Source organism: Terrabacter sp. R4-6, from assembly GCF_057529065.1.
Genome location: NZ_CP197224.1, coordinates 2,171,604 through 2,197,783, shown reverse-complemented (window position 1 = coordinate 2,197,783; position 26,180 = coordinate 2,171,604). Strand labels below are relative to the sequence as shown.

The window sequence follows — 26,180 nt, the reverse complement described above, 5'->3', positions numbered from 1 at the left end:
ATGAACACGTCACGAGAGGCGCTGCGGCGCCTCGCTGTCGGCACGCTCATGCCCGGTTTCGTCGGCACCTCCGTCCCTGCCTGGGTCGAGCGGGAGTATGCCGCCGGGCTGGCCTCCGTCTGCCTCTACGGCGCGAACGTCGTCGACCCGGACCAGCTGGCGCGGCTGTGCACGTCGCTGCGGTCGGTGGCTCCGGACCTCCTCGTCGCCGTCGACGAGGAGGGCGGTGACGTGACGCGGCTGCACTACCCGACCGGGTCGACGCAGCCCGGGAACGCGCTGCTGGGTCGCCTCGACGACACCGCGCTGACGCGGGCCTCGGCCGCGGCCATCGGGCGCGAGCTCGCGGCATACGGCATCAACCTCGACCTGGCGCCCGTCGTCGACGTCAACTCGGCCGACGAGAACCCCGTCATCGGGGTGCGCAGCTTCGGGGCCGACGCGGCGCACGTGGCCCGGCACTCCGCGGCCTACGTCGACGGCGTGCAGTCGGTCGGGGTCGCGGCCTGCGCCAAGCACTTCCCGGGGCACGGTGACACCGTGACCGACTCGCACCACGCACTGCCGCGGGTGCACGTCGAGGCGCACGTGCTCGACGCCCGCGAGCTCGAGCCGTTCCGGGCAGCGATCGAGGCGGGGGTCGCGTGCATCATGACCTCCCACGTCGTCGTCAGCGCCATCGACGCCGAGCGTCCCGCGACGTTCTCGCCGACCGTGCTCGGTGACGTGCTGCGCGGGCGGCTCGGCTTCGAGGGGGTCATCGTCTCCGACGCCCTCGACATGGCCGGGGCGTCGGCGGAGACCGGCATCCCCGAGGCGGCCGTGCGCGCTCTCGTCGCCGGGTGCGACCTGCTCTGCGTCGGCTCCGAGACCACGGAGGAGTGCTACCTCGCGGTCGTCGAGGCCGTCGTCGAGGCGGCTGCGGCCGGACGACTGCCGCTCGAGCGTCTGGAGGAGGCCGCGGCGCGGGTCGCGTTGCTGTCCAAGGGTTTCGACGTCGGAGCGGTGGGCGCGGAGCGTGAGGACGGCGACGCGGTCGTGCCCGCCTGGGCCAACGGCGCGCTCGTCCGGGGCTTCGCCGTCGGTGACGCCGTGCGCGCGTGGCTCGACGCTCCCGGTGACCCCGTCATCGTCCAGGTCGCGTCCGACCCCAACCTCGCCGTCGGGCGGGTGGCCTGGGGGCCGGATGCCGCCGGGCTGACGACACCGGAGGGCGACGTGCCCGACGGGGCCCGGGTTGCCGTGGCCGGTCGAGGACTTGCTGCGGGTCATCCGCTCTGGGAGGTCGCCGATCGCCTTCGCGCGCAAGGCCACCCGACGATCGTCGTCGACTGCGGCTGGCCGCGCGGCGGCGCCGACCTCGTGACCTTCGGCGGCTCGGTCGTCGTGGCCCAGGCCCTCGGCCGCTACCTCGGGGTGCCGGCGCGATGACGGCCGGGCCACGGCTCGGCATCGACATCGGCGGGACCAAGACGGCTGTGGCCCTCGTGGTCGACAGCACCGTGCTGGCGCTGCGGTCGGCACCGTCCGGCCGGGGCTCGGCCGGCGTCGTCGACGTCGCGGTGCGGCTGGCGCAGGAGGTCCTCGCCACGGAAGCGGGGGGAGTCGTGCCGGTCGGGGCGTGCATGCCCGGGCTCGTCGACCCCGTGAGGGGGCGGGTCCGGCACGCGGTCAACCTCGAGGTCGAGTCCCTCGACCTCGCGGGCGAGCTCTCCGAGCGCCTCGGCGTGCGGGTCGCGGTCGAGAACGACGTCAAGGCGGCGGCCCTCGGTGCCTGGCGCCTGCGTGCGCCGTCGGGCGTCGGGTCGAGGTCGGCCGCCGCACCCGTGACCGCCGGCGCGGGCACCGGGAGCGACCCTGGGCTGGACCGTGCGTCGGACCGCGCTTCGGGCCCTGTATCGGACGCGGCGCTGGCCTACCTCAACCTCGGGACGGGGCTCGCCTCGGCCGTCGTGCGCGATGGAGCCGTGGTCCGCGGCATCGACGGTGCGGCGGGCGAGATCGGGCACCTGCCCGTCGGTGGGGACGCGCCGTGCACCTGTGGCCAGGTCGGCTGCCTCGAGACGGTGGCCTCGGGATCGGCCCTCGCTCGTCTCTGGCCGGCACCGAGCCGCCGGACGACGGACCCCTTCGCGGCGGCGGCGGCCGGCGACCCTCTCGCGGCCGCGGCCGTCGACGTGCTGTGCACCGGGGTGGGGCTGGCGGTCCAGGTGCTCGCCCTCGCCTCCGGTGCCGAACGTGTTGTCGTGGGTGGTGGCCTGGCCGGGCTCGGCGCCCCGCTGCTCGACGGGATCCGTGCGGACCTCGAGCGCCGCGCGCGCAGCTCGAGGATGATCGCCGCCCTGGGCCTGCCCGACCGCGTCGAGCTGCTGCCGGCCGACGTGCCCGTGGCGGCGCTCGGAGCGGCGTGGCTCGCCCTCCCAGACGCCCCGCGCCTCGCAGCGGTCGGGTCTGCGGTCGGGTCTGCGGTCGTGGCTGGGGTCGGGGCTGGGGTCGGGGCTGGGGTCGGGGCAACGACCGGGTCAACGGTCGCGACCGCGGACGCGCTCCCCGGTGCCACCGTGCCCGGTGAGAAGGTGGGCTGATGGAGGTCCTCGTCCTGCCCACGCCCGCCGACGTCGCCCGCCGGGCTGCCGAGGTCGTCATCGACGGCCTGTCCGCCGCCCGCCGCGCCGATCCGGTCATCGGGCTCGCGACCGGGTCATCACCCCTCGGCCTGTACGCCGAGCTCTCGCAGGCCGTGGCGAGCGGTCGGCTCGACCTGCGCGGCGCCAGCGGGTTCGCGCTCGACGAGTACGTCGGGCTGCCGGCCGGGCACCCGCAGTCGTACCGCGAGGTGCTGCTCCGCGAGGTGTGCGGGCCGCTCGGACTGGCTCCGGACCGGCTGCACGTGCCCGATGGCTCCGGCCGCGACGAGGACGAGCTCGTCTCCGGCGCAACGGAGTACGAGCGAATGATCCGGGAGGCGGGCGGGGTCGACGTGCAGATCCTCGGCATCGGCGCCAACGGTCACCTCGGCTTCAACGAGCCCGGCTCGGCGCTGTCGTCCCGAACGAGGGTCAAGCGGCTGTCGGACCGGACGCGGCACGACAACGCGCGGTTCTTCGACGGCATCGACGACGTGCCGACCCACTGCGTCACCCAAGGCCTCGGGACCGTCCTCGACGCGCGACGCCTCGTGCTCGTCGCGTCCGGACCGGGCAAGGCGGAGGCCGTGGCGGCCGCCCTCGAGGGCCCGCTGTCGGCCTCGTGCCCGGCCTCGGTGCTCCAGTGGCACGCCGACGCGACCGCCGTGCTCGACGAGGCCGCCGCCTCGGGGCTGCGCAACCGGGACTACTACGACGCCTCGGCAGCCGGGCTCTGAGCGTGTCCGCGCGCCCCAGCCGGACGGCTTACCCCACGGTCGGGCGTGTCGCGACCGGTTGTGGACAACGCACAGGGGTGAGGAACTTGTTCTCCACACCCCGTGGACAGGTGTTTGCGCAGGTCACCGAGCACGACGTCCTGTGACCGGCGCCACATCCCCACAGTTGTGCACACATGTTGTCCACACCTGTTGACGGCGTGTCGGGGGTGTCCGTCCACCGGTTGTCCACAGGGGGACGGACGCGGAGGGCCGTTGAGGTTGTTGTCGGTGGAGCCCCGCACCTACGGTGGGGCGGGTGCTCCTCGGGGAGGTGCGCGACGGGCTGGGTAGGTCTCGTCGGCGCCGTCCTGCCAGGCGCTGTCAGCGCCACGTTGTCTACTGGTGTGGACCGGGTTGCACCGATGTCATTCATCACTCAGGGGAAGGGGAGCACGTGTCGCTCGCTGAGCTGAGCACGAGCGCGTTCGCGTCGTCGTCGACCCGTGACGGGGGGCCACCCGACGACCGCCTCCCGCCCCAGGACGTCGGGGCCGAGCAGTCGGTCCTCGGCGGCATGCTCCTGTCCAAGGACGCCATCGCCGACTGTGTCGAGCAGCTCAAGGGCACCGACTTCTACCGGCCCGCGCACGAGCTCATCTACGACGCCGTCCTCGACCTCTACGGCCGCGGCGAGCCCGCCGACGCCATCACCGTCAGCGACGAGCTGACCAAGCGCGGCGACCTCGGACGCGTCGGGGGGCAGGCCTACCTCCACCAGCTCATCGCGTCGGTCCCCACCGCGGCCAACGCCGGCTACTACGCCCAGATCGTCGCCGAGCGCGCCGTGCTGCGCCGCCTCGTCGAGGCCGGCACCCGCATCGTCCAGCTCGGCTATGCGCAGGGCGGAGGCGACGTCGAGGACATCGTCAACGCGGCCCAGGCCGAGGTCTACGCCGTCGCCGACAAGCGCGGCGGCGAGGACTACCACGCCATCGGCGACATCATCGAGGCCACGGTCGACGAGATCGAGGTCGCGTCGGGCCGCTCGGGCGAGATGACCGGTGTGCCAACGGGATTCACCGACTTCGACGCCTTGACCAACGGCCTGCACCCCGGCCAGATGATCGTCATCGCCGCCAGGCCGGCGATGGGAAAATCGACAATTGGTCTGGACATCGTGCGGTCGGCCGCGATCAAGCACAAGATGGCCGCCGTCGTCTTCTCGCTCGAGATGAGCCGCACCGAGATCACCATGCGTCTGCTCTCGGCCGAGGCCGGCATCCAGCTGCAGCACATGCGCAAGGGCACGATGCGCGAGGAGGACTGGACCCGCCTCGCCTCCACCATGGGCCGTGTCTCCGATGCGCCGCTCTTCATCGACGACTCGCCCAACATGTCGCTCATGGAGATCCGCGCCAAGTGCCGCCGGCTCAAGCAGCGCGAGAACCTCAAGCTCGTCGTCATCGACTACCTCCAGCTCATGAGCTCGGGCAAGCGCGTCGAGTCGCGCCAGCAGGAGGTCTCGGAGTTCTCCCGTGCCCTCAAGCTGCTCGCCAAAGAGCTCGAGGTGCCGGTCATCGCGATCTCGCAGCTGAACCGTGGTCCCGAGCAGCGCACCGACAAGAAGCCCGCGATGAGCGACCTCCGTGAGTCGGGTTGCCTCACCGCCGAGACGCGGGTCATGAGGGCCGACACCGGTGCTGAGGTCTCGCTCGGCCAGCTGTATTCCGACGGTGCGACGGACGTGCCGGTCTGGGCCCTGGACGAGAAGCTCCACTACGTGACGCGGCACCTGACACACGTCTTTCCCACCGGCACGAAGCCGGTGTTCAAGCTGACCCTTGCCTCCGGCAAGACCGTCCGGGCGACGGAGAACCATCCCTTCCTGGGCTACGACGGGTGGACTGCGCTGGGCGACCTGCGCACCGGCTCAAGGATCGCTGTGCCCCGCCATGTGCCTGCGCCTGAGCGGCACGAGCCGTGGGAGGACTCGCGGATCATCCTGCTCGCCCACATGCTCGGCGACGGGTCGATGGTGGCGCGGCAGCCGATCCGCTACGCGAGCATCGACGAGGCGAACCTCGAGGCCGTCACCAAGGCAGCGCTCACTTTCGGTGTCGCTGCTCAGCGCGACGACTACCCAGCATCCCGCGTCAGCACGCTCCGGCTGCGCGCGCCGTTTCGGCTGACGCACGGCAAGCGCAACCCCATCGCCGAATGGCTCGATGGGCTCGGTCTGTTCGACAAGCGCAGCCACGAGAAGTTCGTGCCGGAGCCGGTCTTCCACGTCTCCAAGCGGCAGATCGCCCTCTTCCTTCGCCACATCTGGTCGACCGACGGTTCGGTCACCGTCAACAAGAACGGACGCGGAGGCCGCGTCTACTACGCCTCCACCTCACGACGCCTCGTCGACGACCTGTCCCGACTGCTCCTCCGCTTCGGCATCTCCACGCGGGTGCGCACGGTCCGGAAGGCCGGCTATCGACCGGGCTACACCCTCGACGTCTCCGGCAGCGACAGCCAGCGTCGCTTCCTCCAGGAGATCGGTGTCCACGGGGACCGAGGTGTCCAGGCCGAACGACTGCTCGAGATCGTCCGGGAGACGAAGTCGAACACGAATGTCGACACCGTGCCGGTGGGCATCTGGGACACGGTGCGCGAGGTCATGTCCGAGCAGGGCATGACGACGCGGGCCTTCCAAGCTGTCATGGGCGTCCAGTACAACGGGTCCGCGATCTACCGGCACAGCCCGTCGCGGGAGCGGCTCGCGCAGGTCGCCGCCGTCCTCGACAGCGCCGAGCTCGAGCTCTACGCCGTCAACGACGTCCTCTGGGACAGCGTCGTCTCGGTGGAGCCGGACGGTGTCGAGGAGGTCTTCGACGCGACGGTGCTCGGCACGCACAACTTCATTGCCAATGGCATCGCCGTGCACAACTCGATCGAGCAGGACGCCGACATGGTGATCCTGCTCCACCGAGAGGCCGCCTACGAGAAGGACTCTCCTCGAGAGGGCGAGGCCGACCTCATCGTGGCCAAGCACCGAAACGGCCCCACCGACACGATCGTCGTCGCGTTCCAGGGCCACTTCAGCCGCTTCACCAACATGGCCAACAACTTCTGACCCGGATCCCTTGGCAGCAGAGGCCGCTCGAGCCCGCGGAGATCTGGCGTGGTCGCCTCCGGGGCCGCGCCCGTAGGCTGGGCGCATGGCGACGGTGAGGCAGGTCCAGGTCACGTTCGACTGCGCAGATCCCGAGCGCGTGGCCCGCTTCTGGTGCGAGGTGCTCGGCTACGAGGTGCCGCCGCCGCCCGAGGGTTTCGCCTCGTGGGACGAGTTCGACCGGTCGCTGCCGCCCGAGCGGCAGGGCTCGGCCTTCGCGTGCTCGGACCCGACGGGGGCGGGTCCGCGACTGTTCTTCCAGCGCGTCCCCGAGGGCAAGGTCGTCAAGAACCGGGTCCACCTCGACGTCCGGGTCGGCACCGGGCTCGTCGGTGACGAGCGCCTGGCGGCCCTCGAGTCCGAGTGCGCCCGGCTCGTCGCGCTCGGCGCCACCCGGGGGACGCTGCTGCGGGCCGACGGCTTCAACGAGTCGTGCCAGGTGATGCAGGACGTCGAGGGCAACGAGTTCTGTCTCGACTGACCGCGGGGCTGGCCCGGCCACCCTCCACCAGCTGCACGAGCGGCGGGTGACCGGACCGGCGGCGGGTCTCAGTCGTCGGCGAGGGCCGCGAAGGTCTGCTTGGTCTCGGTGTACCAGGCCATCGACTTCTTCGGGTGCCGCCACCGGCTCTTCATTGCCTCACGAGCCTCCTGGTGGGTGGCGTCGCCGGCCTTCTCCGCCTCCTTGAGGTGGCGGTCCTGGGCCTTGATGATCTCGTCGGCGGTGTCCGCCTGGTGCGCGAGGTCGCAGGGTCCGCCGAGGGCTCGGCAGGTCATGGTCTTCATGGTGTCTCCTTCTCGTGTGGTGTCCCGCTCTACTGACGATCGGGACGCGGCACATGTGACACGGCCTCTTGCAGGCCGACCGCGGATGGTGCGAGCGTTCACACCGCGGGCTCGAGGCGCCGGATGTCGGTCCATCCCGTCCAGCCCCGCTCCTCGAGCAGCTCGAGCAGCCGCCCAGCGCACGCGAAGGACTCGATGAACGCCGCGTCGAGCAGCGCGATGAGGTCGTCGCTCACGGGGTGCACGTCCTCGATGCCCTCGGCCTCGGCGGAGGCAGCCTCGATGAAGGCGGCCACCCGGTCCGCGAGCGCGGGCAGCCGGGGGTCGTCGGGGGCACAGTCGACGAGGTCGCCGATGTCGAGGTAGAGCCGGCGCAGCACCTCGTGCTCGATCTGGGTCTGCTTGATCTCCATGAAGGCCGCGACCTCGTCGGGCATCTGCGCCGCGATGAGGATCCAGCTGTCGCGCTCGACCTCGATGACCCGCTCCGGGAAGCCGAGCTCGCGCATCCGGTCGATGTAGGCGACCGCCTCGCGAGGCAGGGCCAGGCTGTCGCCGGCCGCGAGCTTGGCGATGCGCTCCCGGTGCCGTTGGAGCTCGCGGATCTCGGCCCGCAGGCGGCGGTCGATCTGCTCGACCGCCGCCGCGAACTCCGTGTCGTCCGCCTCGAGCAGCTCGTGCACGCGGGACAGGGGCACGCCCGCGTCGGCCAGGGTGCGGATCCGGACCAGCTGGACGACGGCGGCCGCGTCGTAGCGCCGGTAGCCCGAGTGGTCGCGCTCGGGCTCGGGCAGCAGCCCCTTGGCGTGGTAGTGCCGGACGGTGCGCACGGTGACGCCGGCGTACGCCGCGAGCTGGCTGATGGTCAGCATGGCCCTATTCTGCGACCTGCGCGGCGACCGCGCGGTTCAGCGCGGACCGCCACGTGTCGGCATACGTCGTGACGCCGCGCAGGCGCCCGTCGCAGAAGGCTGCGACGTCGCGGCCGGTGACGTCGAGGACGCGGCGGCCCTCGGCCGCGCTGACCTCGAAGAGCTCGAGGACGTCCTTCAGGACCGCGACGACGTCCATGCCGTCGCCCGAGGTGAAGCGCCACATGTAGGACTTCATCTCGCCGTAGACGACCCGGTAGTCGCGGGGCAGCGCGCGCGCCCTCGCCTCCATGGCCTTCCACTCCCTCTTGTCGCCGATGATCGTGCTCAGCAGGTTGTTCATGTCGGTCTCCTTGACGAGTCGGGCCGGGGGCGTACGCGGTGTCAGGCGAGCTTCTTGCGGTAGGTCCGCATCGCGAGCGCGTAGGCGAGGACGAGGAGCCCGACGCACCAGGCCAGGGCCACCCAGCCGTCGCTGCCGACGGGCTGCTGCTCGAAGAGGCTGCGGAGGGTGTTGACGATCGAGGTGACCGGCTGGTGCTCGGCGAACCACTGGACCGGTCCGGGCATGCTGTCGGTCGGCACGAACGCCGAGCTGACGAACGGCAGGAAGATCAGTGGGTACGAGAACCCGCTCACGCCGTCGACCGTCTTGGCGGTGAGACCCGGGATGACGGCGAGCCAGGTGAGCGCCAGCGTGAAGAGCAGCATGATGCCGAGGACCGCCAGCCAGGCGAGCACACCGGCGCCCGTGCGGAAGCCCATCGCCAGGGCGACGAGGACGACGAGGACAAGCGAGGTCAGGTTGGCCACGACCGACGTCAGCACGTGCCCCCACAGGAAGGCCGAGCGGGTGATCGGCATCGACTGGAAGCGCTCGAAGATGCCGCCCGAGACGTCGGTGAAGAGCCGGAAGGCGGTGTAGGCGATGCCGGACGCGACGGTGATGAGTAGGATGCCGGGCAGCAGGTAGTTGACGTACGAGGCGCCCCCGACGTCGATGGCGCCGCCGAAGACGTAGACGAAGAGCAGCAGCATGGCGATCGGCGTGACGGCGGTCGTGATGATGGTGTCCGGGCTGCGCAGGATGTGGCGCAGGGACCGCCTGAGCAGGACGTCGGTGTCGTGGAGGACGTAGGTGGTCATCGCTGGGCTCCTTCGTGGGTGGCGCCGCCGTGTCCGACGATCGCGAGGAAGATCTCTTCGAGGGACGGCTGCTTCTCGACGTACTCGACCGTGGCGGGCGGCAGGAGCGCCTTGAGCTCCGCGAGTGTGCCGTCGGCGATGATGCGGCCGTCGTGGAGCACCGCGATCCGGTCGGCGAGATGCTCGGCCTCGTCGAGGTACTGCGTCGTGAGCAGGACGGTCGTGCCCTGGCCGGCGAGCTCCTGCACGGTCTTCCACACCTCGATCCGCGACTGCGGGTCGAGTCCCGTCGTCGGCTCGTCGAGGAAGAGCACGGGCGGGTTGCCGATGAGGCTCATGGCGATGTCGAGACGTCGGCGCATGCCCCCGGAGTAGGTGGCGACCCGCTGCCCTGCGGCGTCGGTCAGCCCGAACTGCGACAGCAGGGCGTCGGCGATCGCACCGGGACCCTCGAGCCGTCGCAGCTGGGCGACGAGGACGAGGTTCTCGCGCCCGGTGAGGACCTCGTCGACGGCGGCGAACTGCCCCGTGAGGCTGATCGACTCGCGCACCTTCCCGGGCTCGGTGGCGACGTCGTGGCCGGCCACGGACGCGGTCCCGCCGTCGGCCTTGAGCAGTGTCGACAGGATCTTCACTGCCGTGGTCTTGCCGGCGCCGTTCGAGCCGAGCAAGGCGAAGATGGTGCCCGCGGGGACGCTCAGGTCGACACCCTTGAGCACTGCGTGGTCGCCGTAGGACTTGGTGAGCCCGGCGATGTCGATGGCTGGTTTCGTGGTCATGACTACAGCGTGCAACCCTGACGCAGCGTCAAGGTCAAGCCGTATTCCGGACCGATGTCCCGGCAGGCCGCGGACCTGTCACCGGGCCTCGGCGAGGATGCGCTGACGCACGCTCAGCAGCCGGGTCCTGGCGCTCGCGTCGGACCGCTCCTGGTCGGTGAGCCAGCCCACCAGAGCCCGGTCGTCGCGCGTCACCCCGGCGCGCTCGTCCGCGACCGCGGCAGCCATGAGGGCACCCGCGCGCGGCACCGGCAGGGCGTCGCCGAGCGCCTCGTCGGCCCAGCTGTCCGCCGAGCGGAGGAGGTCGTCGCCGACGTGGCGCCGGCGGGCCCGACCCAACGCGTCCGCCGCCACCGGCAGCGAGCCCTCCGCACCGGCGCCCGCGGCCGAACGCACTTCCGACACCAGCGCGTCGAGGTGGATCTCGAGCAGCCAGGACGGCATGCCCCGAGCGGCGAGGACCCTCGCCAGCCACTCGACCTGGTGCACCGCGCGGTCCTCGGCCAGGGTCGCGAGCGAGACGAGCCACGCCGAGTCGGTCGTGGCGAAGCGCGAACCCCGCTCCCCGTAGCGGAGGCCGTAGTAGGGCATCGCGTCGATCGACCCCTGCGCAGCGCGGACGGCTGCGCGCAGCAGCGTCGCGTCGGTCGTGATCTCGTAGCCGCCGGAGGCCGGGTTGACGACGCCCGCGTCCACGGCCTGCCCCGTGGAGCGGCGGAGGAGCCCGGCCACGACGTGGCCCCTCGCCTCGGCGACGAGGGCAGCGACACGGTCGGGGTCCGCGCCCGCGACGACGCCACCGGTGAGCGCTGCGCGCAGCACCTGCTCGTCCGTGGATCCCGTTGCGACGACGAGGCGCTCGACCCCGACGACGGCGGCGAGGATCGCGGGGTCCACGAGCGGACCGGTCACCTGACGGTTCGCGTGGTCGAGCAGGATCCGGCGCGCGTGGTCGGCGTCGACGGGCTGTGTCACGCGTCAATCCTTGTGCATCCAGCCGCGGCGGGCGACCGGAACCCGCGACTTCGGAGCGACGGGAATGCCCGACCGGGCGCACGCGTTGACTCCACCGGACGGCATACCCATGGGGGGTATGCTGGATGGCGGGCCCAGCGGATCCCGTGACCCCCGGACCGGAAGGACGACCATGAACGACGCAGCGACCTCAGCGCCCACGCACCACGACGCCCACGGTGCGCACCAGGCCCACGGTGCCCGCCATGCCCACGGCGCCCACCATGCCCACGGCGAGGACGACGGTCACGGCGGGGGCCTCGCCTCCATGGCGGCCAGTGCCACCCTGCACTGCCTCACCGGCTGTGCGATCGGCGAGATCCTCGGCCTCATGATCGGCACCGCCGTCGGGCTCGCCGCCGGGGCGACCATCGCGCTCTCCGTGGCCCTCGCGTTCCTCTTCGGCTACGCCCTCTCGAGCCTTCCCCTGCTGCGCAGCGGCCTGTCCCTCGGCGTGGCCCTCAAGCTCGTCCTGGCCGCCGACACCGTCTCGATCCTCACGATGGAGGTCGTCGACAACCTCGTCATGGCCGTGATCCCCGGCGCCATGGACGCGGGTCTCGTCAACGCCGTCTTCTGGGTCGGCATGGCGATCTCCCTCGTCGCGGCGTTCCTCGCCGCCTACCCGGTCAACCGCTACCTGCTGGCGCGCGGCCGGGGTCACGCCCTGACCCACGAGCACCACGGGACGAACGGCCCGGTCACCGGTGCGCGGCGGTTCATCCCCGACCTCCCGGCGCCGGCGCTCGCGGCGACCATCGCCGCCTTCATGCTGGGCGGGCTCGTCGTCGCCGTCGCCGACGGCCTCGGGTGACGCGCCTCTCGTCGGGATCCGGGCCGCCGCTAGGCGCGCCCATGATAAAAGTTGGGCATGCCGAACTTCCCGACCAGGCGCCTCGTCACGGGGACCCTCACGACGGTCCTCTTCGTCGGTTGCTTCGTGCTGCTGGCCTGGCTGCTCACGTAGTCTCTGGCGGTGGCCAAGACCGAGAACCGCACCGCCGTCGAGGACTACCTCAAGGTCATCTTCTCCCTCGGTGAGTGGCAGGAGGAGACGGTGAGCAACGCCGCCGTCGCCGCTCGGCTCGGGGTCTCGACGTCGTCGGTCTCGGAGATGGCGCGCAAGCTCGCCGACAGCGGGCTCGTCGCCCACAAGCGCTACGGCGGGATGCGGCTCACCGAGGAGGGTCTCCGGCAGGCCCTGCGGATGGTCCGCCGCCACCGCCTCGTCGAGACCTTCCTCGTCCGGTCCCTCGGCTACTCCTGGGACGAGGTGCACGACGATGCCGAAGTGGTCGAGCACGCCGTCTCGACGCTCATGGTCGACCGCATGGACGACCAGCTCGGGCACCCCTGGCGCGACCCGCACGGCGACCCGATCCCCACGCCCGACGGCGTGCTCCACCAGCCGACCGCCGAGCCGCTCGCGGCGAGCCCCGTCGGGGAGCGCCGATTCGTCGCCCGCATCGACGACGACGACCCGGCCCTGCTCCGCTGGTTCGCCGAGACCGGCATCGCCGTCGACGCCGAGGTCGTCGTCCGCGAGCGCAAACCCTTCGGAGGGGCCACCCGGCTCGAGGTCAGCCCTCCGGCCGCGCCGACGGGGACGCCGCACGTCGCCGAGCTCGGCGACCAGGCCGTCGCCGCTCTCCTCGTCAGCGCCGAGCCGGCATCGCCGGATCCGTTGAACGACAAGGGCTGTCACTACGCCGAATGTCGGCACATCGGCACCCCAAGGGTTTCCGAGAAGAATCGCTAGGCACACCGAGACGTTGCACGACCTGCTGCGCGACGCCTACGGTCGGGGCATCGAAAGGGAGTAGTCCCCAACGACCGCATCGACACACTGGCTCCGGCCCGGTGCGGCCGGCCCTGATCGCGACGCCGACACGGCAGGCGCGGACCCGCGGCGGACGAGACTTTCGACCTCGTGCCGACCCACCGACGGGCGCGCCAGGTCGAGGCTCCCTGCGGTGCCTCGTGGCTGCGCCGAGGAGACCGATCCGATGTCCGCCTTCCTGCTCAGTGCAGCAGTCATCTTCGTCGCCGAGCTCGGCGACAAGAGCCAGCTCATGGCGATGACCTTCGCCACCCGCTTCACGATGCTCCACGTCCTCGCCGGCATCACGATCGCGACGGCCGTGGTCCACCTCGGCTCCGTCGCCATCGGGGCCGCGATCGGCGACAACCTCCCGCGCGACGCCATCTCGGTCACCGCCGGCGTCGCCTTCCTCTTCTTCGCCGCCTGGACGCTCCGCGGCGACTCCCTCTCCGACGAGGAGGCTGCCGTCGCGCGCACGACGCGGCGCACGGCGATCATCGCCGTCACCATCGCCTTCTTCCTCGCCGAGCTCGGCGACAAGACGATGCTCGCGACGATCACGCTCGCGACGCAGCACGGCTGGTTCGGCACGTGGCTCGGCAGCACCGTCGGCATGGTCGCCGCGGACGCGCTCGCCATCGTCGTCGGGGCGGCCCTCGGCAAGCGCCTGCCCGAGCGCGTCATCACGTGGGGCGCGGCCGCGGCGTTCGTCGCCTTCGGGGTCCTGCTCATCGTCGAGGGTGTGCGCTGACCGGACGCCGAACGTCCGGGATCGCCCCTAGGCTGCCCCTAGGCGCCCCGAGCAGTGCACGCCGTCGACGCCACCAGGGGCGACGGCGCCTCGGGGAGAAGGGGACTGCGATGACCGACGCGAGGTATGACGACCAGGCGGGGACCCGCTTCGAGCGGGTGCGGCTGACCGGTGCCACCTTCGAGGACGTCTACCTCGACGGGGCGCAGCTGCACGACGTCGACCTGCGGGGCGCCTCCCTGCGCATGGTGGACCTGCGCGGGCTGCGAGCCCGTGACGTCTGGCTCGAGGACGTCGACATGACCGGCGACGTGGAGAACCTCGTCATCAACGGCGTCGACGTCGCGCCCCTCGTCGAGGCCGAGCTCGACCGACGCGACCCCGACCGGGCCAGGATGCGACCGACGGATGCCGACGGCTACCGCGAGGCGTGGGACGTCGTCGAGCGGCGGTGGGGCCAGACGGTCGAGCGCGCCCGCACCTTCACGCCGGAGCAGCTCCACGCGAGCGTCGACGGGGAGTGGTCGTTCATCGAGACCCAGCGCCACCTCGTCTTCGCCACCGATGCCTGGGTGTGCCGTGCCCTCCTCGGGGACCCCGAGCCGTGGGACGCCCTCGACCTCCCGCACGACGACATGCCCGACAGCCCGCCCGTGCCCCGCGACCGCGACGCGCGCCCGTCGCTCGACGAGGTGCTCGCCCTCCGCGCCGACCGGATGGCCACGGTGCGCCGGGTCGTCGACGGGCTCACCGACGACGACCTCACCGGCACGACCGAGCCCGTCACCGCCGCCGGCTACCCCGAGCCCGAGTCGTATGCCGTGACCCGGATCCTGCGCACCATCCTCAACGAGGAGTGGCAGCACCGCCTCTACGCCGAGCGGGACCTCGACGCGATCGCCGCGATCTCCGCCGGCGCGGGTGACCCCGACCCGGCCGCGGGCTGACCACGACGCTCGGCGACCTCACAGCGGGCTCCCGGCCGTCTCCCACCCGCGGCTCCTACCGTGCCCCATCACCATCACCATCATCATCACCGGGCGCGCGCGGGCGCCGGGAGTCCCCGACCGCGTCGACGCGCCGACGCGCCGACCCGCGACACCAGGAGGTTCCCGTGGCAGATCTCGGGTGGCCGGAGCTGAGCATCATCGCCCTCGCCGTCGTGCTCCTCTTCGGCTGGAAGCGGATGCCCGACATGGCTCGCAGCCTCGGGAGGTCGGCGCGCATCTTCACGTCGGAGGTCGACCAGATGCGGTCCGCGCCCGGGGCCCGTGACGACATCGACAGCCCGGCCGATCCGGCCGATCCGGCCGATCCGGCCGATCCCGCCGGTCCCGCGACGAGCGCCCTCGCCGAGGCGGACGGCCGCGTGGCGGCTGCCGACGCCGAGGTCGCCCGGCTGCGGGCCGAGCTCGAGACCCGCACGCTGGAGACCGGGAAGCACACGAGCGGCTCGCACTAGCCTGCGGGTGTGACGACCGACCCCTCCGCCCTCCCCGAGACCACCGCCCCACCCGCGACCGAGCCCGCACCCGAGCCCGCGTCCGAGCCCGCGTCCGAGCCCGCCGCTGTCGCGCTCCTCGTCGGCGACGTGCGCACCGAGCCCCTGGACGAGCAGGTCGCCGCCGGGGTGGACGTCCTCGACGGGTTTCCGACGGCCGCCGTCACGACGCTGGCAGAGGTCGCGGGTGCCGAGGTCGGGGTGTGGGAGATGAGCCCGGGCACGGTCACCGACGTCGAGGCCGACGAGGTCTTCGTCGTGCTGTCCGGCCGGGCCACGCTCACCGTCGAGGGCGGTGCGACGCTCGAGCTCGGCCCCGGCTCCGTCGTGCGGTTGCCCGAGGGCGCTCGCTCGACGTGGACGGTCACCGAGACGCTCCGCAAGGTCTACGTCACGCCCCGCGCCTGACGGCATACGCCATCGGGCGCCGTCAGGCGACGGTGTGGATCGGGTCGCTCGGCAGCTTGCGCACCTTGGCGCGGCGGCGGCGGCGCTCCGGGATCATCGAGCGCATCTCCTCGAGGCGGCCGAAGCACAGCAGCCGGTCCTCGGCCTCGAGCACGACGCGGCGGCGCGGGTTGGGGATGACGCTCGTGCCGCGGTGCAGGGTGAGCACCTGGAGGTCGCGCTCCTCGAGCCCGGAGTCGCCGATCGTCTTGCCGATGATGTCGGCGCCGGCGTGGACGACGAGCTCGGCGACGCCGTAGCCCGTCGAGACCGTGAGGCGCTGGCGCACGTCGATCTCGGGGAAGGCGACCTGGCCGGCGATGTGGTCGATGATCGCGCCGGCGACGTCGAGGTTCGTCGCGGTCTCGATGCCCTCGAGGCCGGGGGAGGAGTTGACCTCCATGACGAGCGGCCCGTCGTTGCCCTCGAGCATGTCGACCCCGGCGACGCGCAGACCCATGATCTGCGCCGAGCGCACGGCGGCCTGCTCGTACTCCGGCGTCAGCTCGACCGCCTCGACGGTGCCGCCGCGGTGGACGTTGGAGCGGAACTCGTCGCCACTGGCGCGCCGCCGCATCGCCGCCACGACGCGGTCGCCGACGACGAGGGCGCGGATGTCGCGTCCCCGGCTCTCGGTGACGAAGCTCTGGATGAGGACGTTCTGCTTCGTGCTGTGCAGCGTCTCGATGATCGCCTCGGCGATCTTGATGTCGGGCGCGAGGATGACGCCGATGCCCTGGGTGCCCTCGAGCAGCTTGATGACGACGGGGGCCCCGCCGACGCGCTCGATGGCCGGCATGACGTCGGCGCGGTTGCGCACGAACGTCGTTGCAGGCATGCCGATCTGGTGGCGCGAGAGGATCTGCGCGGCGCGGAGCTTGTCGCGGGCGTTGGAGATGCCGTTGGCCGTGTTGGGCGTGTAGACGTCCATCTGCTCGAACTGCCGCACGACGGCCGTGCCGAAGTAGGTGATCGAGTTGCCGATGCGTGGCAGCACCGCGTCGTAGTCGGAGATCGGGCGCCCGCGGAACTGCAGGTCCGGCTCCGGGCCCGACAGGTCGATGGCGAAACGGAGCGTGTTGAGCACCCGCACCTGGTGCCCGCGGTCGAGCGCGGCGGTGCGCAGGCGCTGCGTCGAGTAGGCACGCGGCGCGCGGGAGAGGATCGCGAGTTTCATGCAGGGTCCTGCCAAGATGGGCGGGTGTCTGGGCCGGCCTATTCAAGCACTCCCGTCGGGTGGAGGGAGTGGGTCGGTATGCCCGGAATCGGCCTGCCGTGGCTCAAGGCCAAGATCGACACCGGCGCCCGCACGTCGTCGCTGCACGCGGCCGACGTCGAGGAGTTCGACCGCGACGGTCAGCCGTGGGTGCGCTTCACCGTCCACCCGTGGCAGGACTCGGACGACGACGCTCGTGTGCTCGAGTGCCCGGTCCACGACCGCCGCAGCGTGCGCAGCTCGTCGGGCCACGTGACCAAGCGCTACGTCGTGCGTCTCGACCTCTCGCTCGCCGGCCGCACGGTGCCCGCCGAGGTGACGCTGAGCAAGCGCGACCGGATGGGTTTCCGGATGCTCGTCGGGCGTGAGGCGCTGCGCCAGGGCTATGTCGTCGACCCGTCGCGGTCGTATGCCGGGGGCAAGCCGCCCAAGGACGTCCGCCGCCGCAACCGCGGCCGCTGACCCACCTCACGAGGCCGCCGGCCGGGCCGCCGGCCGGGCCGACCGTGGCGGCCGACCCGGGCGTCGTGACCTACGACCGCGCGCGGGCCCTGGCCTTCGACCGGCCGCGGTCGAGCAGGCGGCTGCCCGCACGGAGGCCGCGGCTGAAGGTGTTCGGGCCGTTGCGCCTCTCGAGCGCGGTCCCGAGCCGGCCGAGGACGAGGCTGGCCACGGGGGCGACGAGCACGGTGATGAGCCACAGCCGGGCGCGGCGGGAGAAGAAAGCCCACATGGGGAAGGTCCTTTCGACGGGGCGCGTCGTCTGACGTCGCCCAGCCCTCATGCCCGATGGGCCGGCATCCCTGACTCGCTGACGCGAGCGCTTGCGCCCCGGACCGCGGCCGTCCCGAGCAGGAGCGCCGCGGCTGCACCGAAGGGCGCGCCGGGGCCGTATGCCGTCCCGAGCGTCGTGAGGACGAGCGGCGCGACCGACGTGGCGAGTCCCCACGTCAGGCCCAGCAGCGCGAGGTAGGTGCCGCGGGACCCATCGGGTGCGAGGGTGCCGGCGCGGGCCATCGTCGTCGCGATGACGAGGAGGCTGCCGACGTCGAACGCCACGAGCCCGACGGCCAGCCCCGCCGCCTGGCTCGACAGGGCGATGGTGCCGAGGCCGGCCGCGGCGGTCACCTCCCCGATGAGGAGGACGCCGGTGTCGTCCGTCCGGCGGCGCAGGACGGCGGCCAGCCAGGCGCCGGGCACGCTGGCCGCGGCACCGGCGGCGAGCACCCATCCCGTGACGGCCGGCGTGAGCCCGCGCTGCTCCACGAGGAGCGGCACGCCGAAGACGACGACCATGGTCACGGTCGCCACGACGGTGCCGAAGCCGACGACCGGGTACAGCCGCCGGTCCCGGAGCGCGGCGGCCCACCGTCCGCGCGCGTCGGGTGTGCGCGGTCGGTCGGGCGAGCCGCCGGGGCCTTCGATGCGGTCGGCGCGGTCGGCGCGGTGGGCGACGGGTGCGGTGGCGGGTGTGGGGACGCGCAGGCGCGCGGCGACGAGGGCGGCGCAGGCCAGGCACGTCGCGGCGTCGACGACGAAGAGCCATCGCAGACCGAGGCCGGAGACGGTGGCGGCGATCAGGCCCGCGAGGACGCCGGCGACCGCGAGGGAGGCGTTGAGCGTGGAGTAGCCGAAGGCGCGGGCGTCCTCGGGCATGAGGTCCGAGACGAGGGCCTGGGTCGGCGGCTCGACGACCTCGTAGGCGAGGCCGAGCAGCACGGCGCCGACGAGTGCCCACGACAGGTCCGGCGCGACGGCGACGACGAGCTGGGCCAGGGCGCAGCCGACGAGTCCGAGGAGCATCGTCGGCTTGTGCCCCCAGGCGTCGGCGAGGTGACCGCCGAGGACGCGCGACGGGATGGTCGCGACGCCGAAGCAGGTGAGGACGAGCGCCGTCTCGGCCGCCCCCGCGCCCAGCTCCCGGACGAGGAGCACGCCGAGGAAGGCCATCGAGAAGCCGCCGAGCCGGTTGACGCACCGGGCCAGGACGAGGAGGCGCAGCTCCGGCGGCAGCATGGTCGTCGCGCTCGTGGTCCGCACCCGGGCTCCTGACTGTCGAAGTAGTCTTTGACGGTCATGAACCTAATCGCGGACGGAGTGACTGGTCAAATGCGTTTCGACAGTCACATCGAGCGACTGCTCGACACGACGGTGCTCCTCGTCAACCTCGCGTCCCCCGGGGACGCGCACGGGACGGCATACGCCCCTCCGGTCGGCGACGACCTCGTGCGCGGCGTGGCCGACGCGACGTCGTCGGCGGACCGGCGCTCCCGGCCGACGGCGGCCGAGGCGGTGGCGCTGCTCGGTGTGGTGCCGCGAGCCCGGGCCGTCTTCGAGGCGGCCGACCGCGGCGACCTGGCCGCGGCGGCCCGCGTCGTCAACGACCTCCTCGAGGTGACGGCGGCACGGCCGAGGCTCGACCCCGACGATGAAGGCCGCCACCAGCTGCACTTCCACGGGCCCGGCGACGGCTACGTCCGCGGCTGGCAGGCCGGGATCGCGTCGGGGCTCGCCGTCGCGCTCGGCAGTGACCTCGGCGGTCGGCTCGGGGTCTGCGAGGCCCCCGCGTGCGACCGCGTCTACGTCGACGGGTCCAAGAACGGCACCCGCCGCTACTGCTCGCCGCGCTGCCAGAGCCGGGTCAAGGCTGCCGCCCACCGCGCCCGCGCCCGCTGACGCCCACCCACCCGCCGGCTCCCCTCACTCGAGTGGCCCCGTCGTCACACGCCCAACCAACTCCAGACCGTCGAGTGGCCCCGTCGTCACACCCTCCCGGCTGTGACGACGAGGCCACTCGACGGTGAACCAGCGCTCAGGGTGGGGCTGGTGGGGCGGCGGGGCCACTCGACGGTGAACCAGCGCTCAGGGTGGGGCCGGTGGGGCGGCGGGGCCACTCGACGGTGATCTAGGGCTCATGGGTGGGGCTGGTGGGGCGGCGAGGCCACTCGACGCGGGTGGGATCGCTCAGGTGGTGGGGGTGTGGGCTTCGTGGGCGGCCCAGAGGCGGGCCTCGGCGTCGGCGTCCATGGGACCTCCGCCACGGTTCGTCGGTCGTTCGGGCAGGCCCTCGCGCTGGAGCCAGGCCCACGTGTCGGCGACGGTCTCGGGCATCGGCCGGCACCGCAGCCCCGCCGTCCGGGCCGCCGAGACGTCGAGGGCGTGCAGGCCGGCGAGCTCGCCCGTCGGTGGGACCCAGATCGGGAGCTCGGTCCAGGGCTCGACGCCGGCTGCCTCGATCGTCTCCGGGTCGAGCCAGACGAGCTCGGCGTCGCTCCCCGTCACGGCGCGCACCTCGTCGAGCAGGGCGCCGATCGTCGTGTGGCCGGGCTCGCTCACCATGTTGAAGGTGCCGACCGGCAGTGACCCCAGAACCCAGTCCGCGATGTCCCGGCAGTCGACGTACTGCAGCGGTCGGTCCCGTGGCCCCGGCGCCGGCACGCGCCCACCCGCAGCGATCCGTCTGAGCCAGAACGGCATCCGGCCGACCATCTCGTACGGTCCGAGGATGAGGCCGGCCCGCGCGATCGCCACGTCACCGTCGAACTCGGCCAGGGCCGCGAGCTCGCCGCCGCGCTTGGCCGCGGCGTAGTCGGAACCGTCCGCCGAGGCCGGGTCGCCGTCCACGACGGGTGCGCTCTCGTCGGAGCCGACGGCGATGGGCCACGTGTAGACCGAGCACGACGAGATGTAGGTGTAGTGCGGAGCCCGGCCACGCAGCAGCCGTGCCGACGTCTGCACGGCGACCGGAGCAGCCGACCACGTGTCGACGACGGCGTCCCACTCGTCGTCCCCGAGTGCCGCGCGCAGGGCGTCGGGGTCGAGGCGGTCGGCGTGACGGGCCTCGGCGCCGTCGACGGGGGTGCCGCTGACCCCGCGGGTCACGGTGGTGACCTCGTCGCCTCGGGCGAGCGCGGCCTCGACGAACGCGCGGCCGACGTGGTGGGTGCCTCCGAGCACGAGAAGTCTCATGGGCTCGATCCTCGCCCGCGCGGGCCGCCGCGCCAAGGCCCCTTCGCTGACGACGTAACAGCAGCGAACCAGCGGCGTCGACGTCGGCCTTACTCCCAGTCGGCGATGCGCGCCGTCGCGGCCCGCCCCTCGGTCAGGTCGGCGACGTGCTGCGAGAAGCGCGGGCAGGCGACGATGTCGTGCGCCCGGCAGCGCAGCGCGTGCTCGGTCATCTCGCGTGACCGCTCGATGGCCCGCGCCCGGTCGTCGAGGTCGCGCAGGTGGGCCTCGAGCACCTCGTGGCGACCGGCCGCCTCGCTGTCGAGCAGCACGCCGATCTGCTCGAGCGTCATCCCGGCCGCCTTGTTGCGCAGGATGACCGCGACCCGGACGAGGTCGGCGCGCCCGTAGCGCCGGTAGCCGGACCCGTCGCGCTCCGGCGTCAGCAGCCCGAGCGTCTCCCAGTGGCGCAGGACGTTGGTCGGCAGGTCGAAACGTGCCGCCAGCTCACCGACGGTCCACGTCTCGTCACGGTGTCTTGCCTTCATGTCGACATGAAGGTACACGCTGGATCGCAGCAGGCACAGAGCCGCCCGAGCACTCGCGACCACATCACCACAACCAGACGACAACCAGACCCCTCCAAGGAGCCACCATGACCGCAAGCGCACACACCGACGTCGCCGTCATCGGCGGAGGCCCCGCCGGTCTCCAGGCCGCCCTGACCCTCGGCCGCATCCACCGCGACGCCGTCCTCTTCGACGACGGCACCTACCGCAACGCCACCGTCCGCCACATGCACAACGTCGTCGCCCAGGACGGCACCCCGCCGGCGGAGTTCCGCGCCGACGCGCGGAGGCAGCTCACGGCATACGACACCGTCACGGTGCGGGAGGAGCGCGTCGAGACCGTCGAGGAGCTCGACGGCGCCTTCCTCCTGACGCTGGCCGACGGCACGACGCTCACCGCGTCCGCCGTCATCCTCGCCACGGGTGTCCGGGACGCCCTGCCGCCCGTGCCCGGGGTCGACGCGCTGTGGGGCGACCTCGTCGCGCACTGCCCCTTCTGCCACGGCCACGAGCTGAGCGGCCGGCGCGTCGGCATCCTCGGCGCCGCGAACGCGCCCCACCTGTCGGCGCTGCTCGGGCGCATCGCGTCCGAGCTCGTCGTGCTCGCCGACGGTGCGGACGCCCCGGACGGCCTTCCGACGGGGACAACCGTGCGCGCCGAGCGGGTCGTCGCGCTCGAACGGCACGACGGGGGCGTACGCGTGGTGCTCGAGGGCGTCGACGGTGCGCAGGTGCACGAGCAGGTCGCAGGCCTCTTCGTGAGGCCGGAGCTCCACCAGTCGGCACCCTTCGCCGAGCAGCTCGGCCTCGAGCTCAACCCGTCCGGGGCGGTCCGGGTCGACGAGTTCGGGCGGTCGAGCCGCGAGCGCGTCTACTGCGCCGGCGACATGGCACACCTGCCGGCCTACCCGATGCCGATGTCCTCGGTCGTGTCGGCCATGGCTGCCGGGCAGCTCGCGGCCTCGGCGGCGATCATGGCGTTGCTGTCGCGCTGAGGTCTGGCAAGGTGGGGCTGTGGGAGCGACGCACAGCTGGAGCAGCCAAGTCGACACCGACCATCTCGACGAGATCCGGCGCAACGCAGGCGAGTTCACGTCGGCGGGCCCGTTGCGACTCGTCCTGGAGGTGCTTGCCTACCCGGTCGACGAGGCCGTCGACGGGTCGACGACCCGGATCCGGGTCGTGCTCCACGCGGACGGCTCCGTGTCCGTCGCGGACGACGGGCGCGGCACCGAGACGCGCGTCGACGACGACGGTGTCGCGCGCGTCAAGCCGATCATGGCGACGAGGGACCTGCGCTTCTACGGCCGTGACGACGCGCCCCTGCTGCCCGACGGCTCGCCGCGGGCCGGCATCTCGGTCGTGGCAGCGTTGAGCGAGTGGGTCGTCCACACGAACCGCCGTGCAGAGGGTGGGTGGAGCCAGCGTTTCGAGCGCGGCCTGCCGCAGGGCGTCCTGGAGGGCCTGCCCGGTCAGGCGTCGACGGGCACGGTCGTCCACTTCCGCCCTGACCCGGCCCTCGTCCCCGGCTCCCTCGCTGCCGACGAGGTCCGGGCTGCCGCGCAGGCGTATGCCGGCGTCGTCCCGATCGAGGTCGTCGCCGAGAGCGTGTGACGATCCGGCCCGACCCGTGTGGCGGGGCGCTGACTCGACGCGGGGCGCTCAATGGAGTGAGGTGGGGCCGGGGGGCTCAGGCGTGCGGCATACGATGCTGGGATCCCGAGAAGCTCGAAGGAGTGGCCCATGCCGCGCGACCTCGCCCCCGACCTCGTCGAGCGCCTCACGAAGGCGTTCGAGGCCGACCCCACCGCCCGCATGCTGCAGAACGCCGTCACGACGACGTCCGTCGACGACATCGCGCTCGACCGCAGGGTGGTGACGGGCATCGACCACTCGGTGTCGAACCTCCTCGACGACTGGAGCGCGACGTCGCAGGAGAAGAGCGGCCGCTGCTGGCTCTTCGCCGGCACCAACCTGCTGCGCGCGAGCGCGCGCGAGAAGCTCAAGGTCAAGGACTTCGAGTTCTCGCAGAACCACCTGCTCTTCTGGGACAAGTTCGAGAAGGCCAACCACTGGCTCGAGTCGGTCATCGCGACGGCCGACCGCGACGTCGACGACCGCACCGTCGCGCACCTGCTCGCCACGCCGGCCGAGGACGGCGGCCAGTGGAACATGTTCGTCGCGCTCGTCGTCAAGCACGGCCTCGTGCCCAAGGTGGCGATGCCCGAGACGAAGAGCTCGAGCAACACCGGCCAGATGAACCGTGACCTCAGCACGATCCTGCGCCAGGCTGCGCGCGACCTGCGCGCCCGGGCCGCCGACGGCGCCGACGTCGACGACCTCCAGGACGCCAAGGAGCAGGTGCTCGCGACGGTCCACCGTCTGCTCAGCATCCACCTCGGTACCCCGCCCGAGTCGTTCGTGTGGCAGTGGAAGGACACCGACGGCGGCTTCCACCGCGACGGGACCATGACGCCGCTCGAGTTCGCCGAGCGCTACGTCACCGTGCCGCTCGAGGACTACGTGTGCCTCGTCAACGACCCCCGCGCGAGCAGCCCTTACGGGCACACCTTCACCGTCGAGCACCTCGGCAACGTCGTCGGCGCCCCGCCCGTCACGTACCTCAACGTCGAGCCCGACCTCATGAAGTCCCTTGCGGCGCAGGCGATCGTCGGCGGCGAGCCGGTGTGGTTCGGCTGCGACACCGGGCAGATGTCCAACGCCACCCTCGGGCTCTGGGACGCCGGCCTCTTCGATCGGGCCGCGATCTACGGCACCGAGCCGAGCCTCGGCAAGGCCGACCGCCTGCTGCACCACGAGTCGCTCATGACGCACGCCATGCTCTTCACCGGCGTCGACCTGCTCGACGACGTCCCGCGGCGCTGGCGCGTCGAGAACAGCTGGGGCACCGAGAAGGGCGACAAGGGCTTCATGACGATGAACGACTCCTGGTTCGCCGAGTTCGTCTTCGAGGTGGCCGTCAGGCGCGACGCCCTGCCTCCCCAGCTGCAGGAGGCGCTGACCCGCGACCCGATCGTCCTGCCCGCATGGGACCCGATGGGCGCCCTCGCCGGCTGAGTCCTGCCTCGCTCCACGTCGAGCGCGCCGCTGCCGGTCAGGCGGCGGCGCGCTCGTACGTCAGGAGGACCGCGCCGCCGCCGGCAAGCCAGAGACCGCGGCCCCCTCCGTCCTGAGCCGGCGAACCACCCTGTCGTCGCTCGGGTGAACCACCCTGCCGCACCGGCCGTTCCGCGTGATGGACTGGCTTGCACCATGACCCCGACCCCGAATCCGACCCCGAATCCGCGCGACCCACGTCGTGACGACCAGGACCGAGCAGCAGCACTGTCGGCCCAGCTGGCCGCCGTGCACGACGACCTGCGGGCGCGGGTGCGCGTCATCCGCGACGGTCTCGCCGGAGGCGATGCACCGACGGACGGCTCGGACCCGCCGGTCGCCGGGCTCCTCGAGCACTGCCTCGGCTTCTGCCGCGCGCTCCAGTCGCACCACACCGGCGAGGACGACGGGCTCTTCGCCGCGCTGCGCGACCAGCGTCCCGACCTCGGCCCGATGCTCGACAAGCTCGCCGAGGACCACCACCTCGTGGCGGGCATCCTCGCCCGGGTGGGCGACCTCGCCGTGCAGGCCTCGGCGGCGCCGAAGGCTCGCCGGACCCGCCTCGTGGGTGAGCTCGACGGCCTCATGGCGATCATGGACTCCCACTTCGCCTTCGAGGAGCGCAGCATCGGCGCCGCGCTCGACGGGCTCGACGGGCACGACGACCGCTCGTGGGTCGGCGACGTCCTGACGGTGCGTGGCACGTGAGCACCCGACCGGGACGGCGGGGTGGTCTGACCTACGCTGCGAGGCGATGACGACCTCTGACGCGCCCCGCACGACACCGGGCCCGGCGACGGACGCCGACGTGCCGGCATACGTCCGCTCCCTCGGGCTGCCGGGCCTCGCCGACGTGCACGTGCACTTCCTCCCCGACGCCATGCAGCGCAAGGTGTGGGCCTACTTCGACGAGGCCGAGAGCCACTACGGCGCGCCGTGGCCGATCACGTACCGCGACGACGAGCAGACGCGCCTCGCGACGCTGCGCGCCATGGGGCTGCGCGCGATCCCGGCCCTCGTCTACCCGCACAAGCCCGGCATGGCGACCTGGCTCAACGAGTGGTGCGCCGACTTCGCCCGCCGGGTGCCCGATGCGGTGCACTGCGCCACCTTCTACCCCGAGCCGGGCGTGGGCGACACGGTCGCGGCAGCGCTCGACGACGGTGCCCGCCTCTTCAAGATGCACGTGCAGGTCGGGGACTTCACGCCGGACGACGACCGGCTCGACCCGGCGTGGGCGCGGCTCGAGGCTGCCCGCGTGCCTGTCGTCATCCATGCCGGGTCGGCGCCGATCCGCGGCACCCACACCGGCCCGGGCGCCGTGCGTGAGGTGCTGCGCCGGCACCCGGACCTCGTCCTCGTGATCGCGCACCTCGGCATGCCGGAGTACCACGAGTTCGCTGACCTCGCACAGGAGTTCGCGGGCGTCCACCTCGACACGACGATGAGCGGCACCGACTTCACGAACCGCTTCGCCCCGTTTCCCGACGGCTACGTCGAGCGGCTCGGCGCCCTGCGCGACCGCGTCGTGCTCGGGTCGGACTTCCCGAGCATCCCCTACCCCTACGCCCACCAGCTCGACGCCTTGGCCCGCCTCGGTCTCGGCGACGACTGGATGCGAGCCGTCCTGTGGCACAACGGCACCCGCCTGCTCGGCCTGCCACGGGCAGGCGAGACCGAGCGGCCGGCGCCGGAGTGACGCCGGC

At 72.4% G+C, this 26,180-nt stretch carries 29 protein-coding genes; 18 read left to right on the top strand and 11 right to left on the bottom strand.

Annotated features, from left to right (window positions below; all coding sequences use genetic code 11):
• The 5 genes from nagZ to ACSSS0_RS10365 all read left to right on the top strand — a co-directional run bounded on the left by nagZ (window position 1) and on the right by ACSSS0_RS10365 (window position 6,987).
• Window positions 1–1,431, top strand: a complete 1,431-nt coding sequence (gene nagZ, locus ACSSS0_RS10385; protein WP_487231094.1) for a beta-N-acetylhexosaminidase — start codon at window positions 1–3, stop codon at window positions 1,429–1,431.
• Window positions 1,428–2,585 (top strand): ROK family protein, encoded by a 1,158-nt coding sequence (locus tag ACSSS0_RS10380; RefSeq protein WP_487231093.1) that lies wholly within the window; start codon window positions 1,428–1,430, stop codon window positions 2,583–2,585. The genes nagZ and ACSSS0_RS10380 overlap by 4 nt, the downstream gene beginning before the upstream one ends.
• Window positions 2,585–3,364, top strand: coding sequence for a glucosamine-6-phosphate deaminase (locus ACSSS0_RS10375; RefSeq protein WP_487231092.1), 780 nt, complete (start codon window positions 2,585–2,587; stop codon window positions 3,362–3,364). Before ACSSS0_RS10380 ends, ACSSS0_RS10375 begins: the two co-directional genes overlap by 1 nt.
• Window positions 3,365–3,800: 436 nt before the next feature.
• The gene (locus ACSSS0_RS10370) at window positions 3,801–6,467 is read left to right on the top strand and encodes a replicative DNA helicase (protein ID WP_487231091.1); all 2,667 of its coding nucleotides are present in this window, start codon (window positions 3,801–3,803) and stop codon (window positions 6,465–6,467) included.
• Window positions 6,468–6,552: 85 nt separating this feature from the next.
• The gene (locus tag ACSSS0_RS10365) at window positions 6,553–6,987 is read left to right on the top strand and encodes a VOC family protein (protein ID WP_487231090.1); all 435 of its coding nucleotides are present in this window, start codon (window positions 6,553–6,555) and stop codon (window positions 6,985–6,987) included.
• A gap of 68 nt (window positions 6,988–7,055) precedes the next feature.
• Here the strand turns inward: ACSSS0_RS10365 and ACSSS0_RS10360 are convergent, their stop codons facing one another.
• The 6 genes from ACSSS0_RS10360 to ACSSS0_RS10335 all read right to left on the bottom strand — a co-directional run bounded on the left by ACSSS0_RS10360 (window position 7,056) and on the right by ACSSS0_RS10335 (window position 11,064).
• A complete protein-coding gene (locus ACSSS0_RS10360; RefSeq protein WP_487231089.1) occupies window positions 7,056–7,292 on the bottom strand; it encodes a DUF1059 domain-containing protein in 237 nt (78 codons plus the stop codon).
• 98 nt (window positions 7,293–7,390) lie between these two features.
• Window positions 7,391–8,164, bottom strand: a complete 774-nt coding sequence (locus ACSSS0_RS10355; RefSeq protein WP_487231088.1) for a MerR family transcriptional regulator — start codon at window positions 8,162–8,164, stop codon at window positions 7,391–7,393.
• A gap of 4 nt (window positions 8,165–8,168) precedes the next feature.
• Entirely contained in the window at window positions 8,169–8,507 is a 339-nt protein-coding gene (locus ACSSS0_RS10350; RefSeq protein ID WP_487231087.1) for a DUF1048 domain-containing protein, read from the bottom strand.
• A gap of 41 nt (window positions 8,508–8,548) precedes the next feature.
• Window positions 8,549–9,310 (bottom strand): ABC transporter permease, encoded by a 762-nt coding sequence (locus tag ACSSS0_RS10345; RefSeq protein WP_487231086.1) that lies wholly within the window; start codon window positions 9,308–9,310, stop codon window positions 8,549–8,551.
• Window positions 9,307–10,089 (bottom strand): ABC transporter ATP-binding protein, encoded by a 783-nt coding sequence (locus tag ACSSS0_RS10340; protein ID WP_487231085.1) that lies wholly within the window; start codon window positions 10,087–10,089, stop codon window positions 9,307–9,309. Before ACSSS0_RS10340 ends, ACSSS0_RS10345 begins: the two co-directional genes overlap by 4 nt.
• Before the next feature lie 78 nt (window positions 10,090–10,167).
• Complete coding sequence (locus tag ACSSS0_RS10335) at window positions 10,168–11,064, bottom strand: hypothetical protein (RefSeq protein ID WP_487231084.1); 897 nt, start codon at window positions 11,062–11,064, stop codon at window positions 10,168–10,170.
• Between the two features lie 172 nt (window positions 11,065–11,236).
• Here ACSSS0_RS10335 and ACSSS0_RS10330 point away from each other — a divergent pair, with 172 nt between their 5' ends.
• The 6 genes from ACSSS0_RS10330 to ACSSS0_RS10305 all read left to right on the top strand — a co-directional run bounded on the left by ACSSS0_RS10330 (window position 11,237) and on the right by ACSSS0_RS10305 (window position 15,585).
• Window positions 11,237–11,917: a DUF4396 domain-containing protein gene (locus ACSSS0_RS10330; protein ID WP_487231083.1), complete on the top strand. Its 681-nt coding sequence runs from the start codon at window positions 11,237–11,239 to the stop codon at window positions 11,915–11,917.
• Between the two features lie 162 nt (window positions 11,918–12,079).
• Window positions 12,080–12,862 carry a metal-dependent transcriptional regulator gene (locus tag ACSSS0_RS10325; protein WP_487231082.1) on the top strand — a complete coding sequence of 261 codons (783 nt, stop codon included), beginning with the start codon at window positions 12,080–12,082 and terminating at the stop codon, window positions 12,860–12,862.
• Window positions 12,863–13,109: 247 nt separating this feature from the next.
• On the top strand, window positions 13,110–13,676 hold the full coding sequence (locus ACSSS0_RS10320) for a TMEM165/GDT1 family protein (protein WP_487231081.1): 567 nt from the start codon (window positions 13,110–13,112) through the stop codon (window positions 13,674–13,676).
• 110 nt (window positions 13,677–13,786) lie between these two features.
• Window positions 13,787–14,623, top strand: a complete 837-nt coding sequence (locus tag ACSSS0_RS10315) for a DinB family protein (RefSeq protein WP_487231080.1) — start codon at window positions 13,787–13,789, stop codon at window positions 14,621–14,623.
• A 167-nt stretch (window positions 14,624–14,790) separates the two neighbouring features.
• The gene (locus tag ACSSS0_RS10310) at window positions 14,791–15,138 is read left to right on the top strand and encodes a twin-arginine translocase TatA/TatE family subunit (protein WP_487231079.1); all 348 of its coding nucleotides are present in this window, start codon (window positions 14,791–14,793) and stop codon (window positions 15,136–15,138) included.
• A gap of 9 nt (window positions 15,139–15,147) precedes the next feature.
• Window positions 15,148–15,585: a cupin domain-containing protein gene (locus tag ACSSS0_RS10305; RefSeq protein ID WP_487231078.1), complete on the top strand. Its 438-nt coding sequence runs from the start codon at window positions 15,148–15,150 to the stop codon at window positions 15,583–15,585.
• Window positions 15,586–15,607: 22 nt separating this feature from the next.
• Here ACSSS0_RS10305 and ACSSS0_RS10300 read toward each other — a convergent pair whose 3' ends face one another.
• A complete protein-coding gene (locus tag ACSSS0_RS10300; RefSeq protein ID WP_435984073.1) occupies window positions 15,608–16,801 on the bottom strand; it encodes a RimK family alpha-L-glutamate ligase in 1,194 nt (397 codons plus the stop codon).
• A gap of 24 nt (window positions 16,802–16,825) precedes the next feature.
• Here ACSSS0_RS10300 and ACSSS0_RS10295 point away from each other — a divergent pair, with 24 nt between their 5' ends.
• Entirely contained in the window at window positions 16,826–17,302 is a 477-nt protein-coding gene (locus ACSSS0_RS10295; protein ID WP_435984074.1) for an ATP-dependent zinc protease family protein, read from the top strand.
• Between the two features lie 70 nt (window positions 17,303–17,372).
• Here ACSSS0_RS10295 and ACSSS0_RS10290 read toward each other — a convergent pair whose 3' ends face one another.
• Together ACSSS0_RS10290 and ACSSS0_RS10285 are read right to left on the bottom strand one after the other, a co-directional pair.
• Window positions 17,373–17,573, bottom strand: a complete 201-nt coding sequence (locus ACSSS0_RS10290; RefSeq protein WP_487231077.1) for a hypothetical protein — start codon at window positions 17,571–17,573, stop codon at window positions 17,373–17,375.
• Between the two features lie 47 nt (window positions 17,574–17,620).
• A complete protein-coding gene (locus ACSSS0_RS10285; RefSeq protein ID WP_487231076.1) occupies window positions 17,621–18,880 on the bottom strand; it encodes an MFS transporter in 1,260 nt (419 codons plus the stop codon).
• A 69-nt stretch (window positions 18,881–18,949) separates the two neighbouring features.
• Between ACSSS0_RS10285 and ACSSS0_RS10280 the strand changes: the two genes are divergently transcribed.
• Window positions 18,950–19,516 (top strand): CGNR zinc finger domain-containing protein, encoded by a 567-nt coding sequence (locus ACSSS0_RS10280; RefSeq protein WP_487231075.1) that lies wholly within the window; start codon window positions 18,950–18,952, stop codon window positions 19,514–19,516.
• Window positions 19,517–19,804: 288 nt separating this feature from the next.
• Here the strand turns inward: ACSSS0_RS10280 and ACSSS0_RS10275 are convergent, their stop codons facing one another.
• A complete protein-coding gene (locus ACSSS0_RS10275) occupies window positions 19,805–20,809 on the bottom strand; it encodes an NAD-dependent epimerase/dehydratase family protein (RefSeq protein WP_487231074.1) in 1,005 nt (334 codons plus the stop codon).
• Between the two features lie 89 nt (window positions 20,810–20,898).
• Entirely contained in the window at window positions 20,899–21,336 is a 438-nt protein-coding gene (locus tag ACSSS0_RS10270) for a MerR family transcriptional regulator (RefSeq protein WP_487231073.1), read from the bottom strand.
• 107 nt (window positions 21,337–21,443) lie between these two features.
• Between ACSSS0_RS10270 and ACSSS0_RS10265 the strand changes: the two genes are divergently transcribed.
• From ACSSS0_RS10265 to ACSSS0_RS10245, 5 genes are all read left to right on the top strand, one after another.
• Window positions 21,444–22,352, top strand: a complete 909-nt coding sequence (locus tag ACSSS0_RS10265; RefSeq protein ID WP_487231072.1) for an NAD(P)/FAD-dependent oxidoreductase — start codon at window positions 21,444–21,446, stop codon at window positions 22,350–22,352.
• 19 nt (window positions 22,353–22,371) lie between these two features.
• Complete coding sequence (locus ACSSS0_RS10260) at window positions 22,372–22,971, top strand: ATP-binding protein (protein ID WP_487231071.1); 600 nt, start codon at window positions 22,372–22,374, stop codon at window positions 22,969–22,971.
• Window positions 22,972–23,100: 129 nt separating this feature from the next.
• Window positions 23,101–24,435: a C1 family peptidase gene (locus tag ACSSS0_RS10255; protein ID WP_487231070.1), complete on the top strand. Its 1,335-nt coding sequence runs from the start codon at window positions 23,101–23,103 to the stop codon at window positions 24,433–24,435.
• Between the two features lie 195 nt (window positions 24,436–24,630).
• Window positions 24,631–25,182 carry a hemerythrin domain-containing protein gene (locus ACSSS0_RS10250; RefSeq protein ID WP_487231069.1) on the top strand — a complete coding sequence of 184 codons (552 nt, stop codon included), beginning with the start codon at window positions 24,631–24,633 and terminating at the stop codon, window positions 25,180–25,182.
• 46 nt (window positions 25,183–25,228) lie between these two features.
• Window positions 25,229–26,173, top strand: coding sequence for an amidohydrolase family protein (locus ACSSS0_RS10245; protein WP_487231068.1), 945 nt, complete (start codon window positions 25,229–25,231; stop codon window positions 26,171–26,173).
• The last annotated feature ends 7 nt before the right edge of the window (window positions 26,174–26,180 follow it).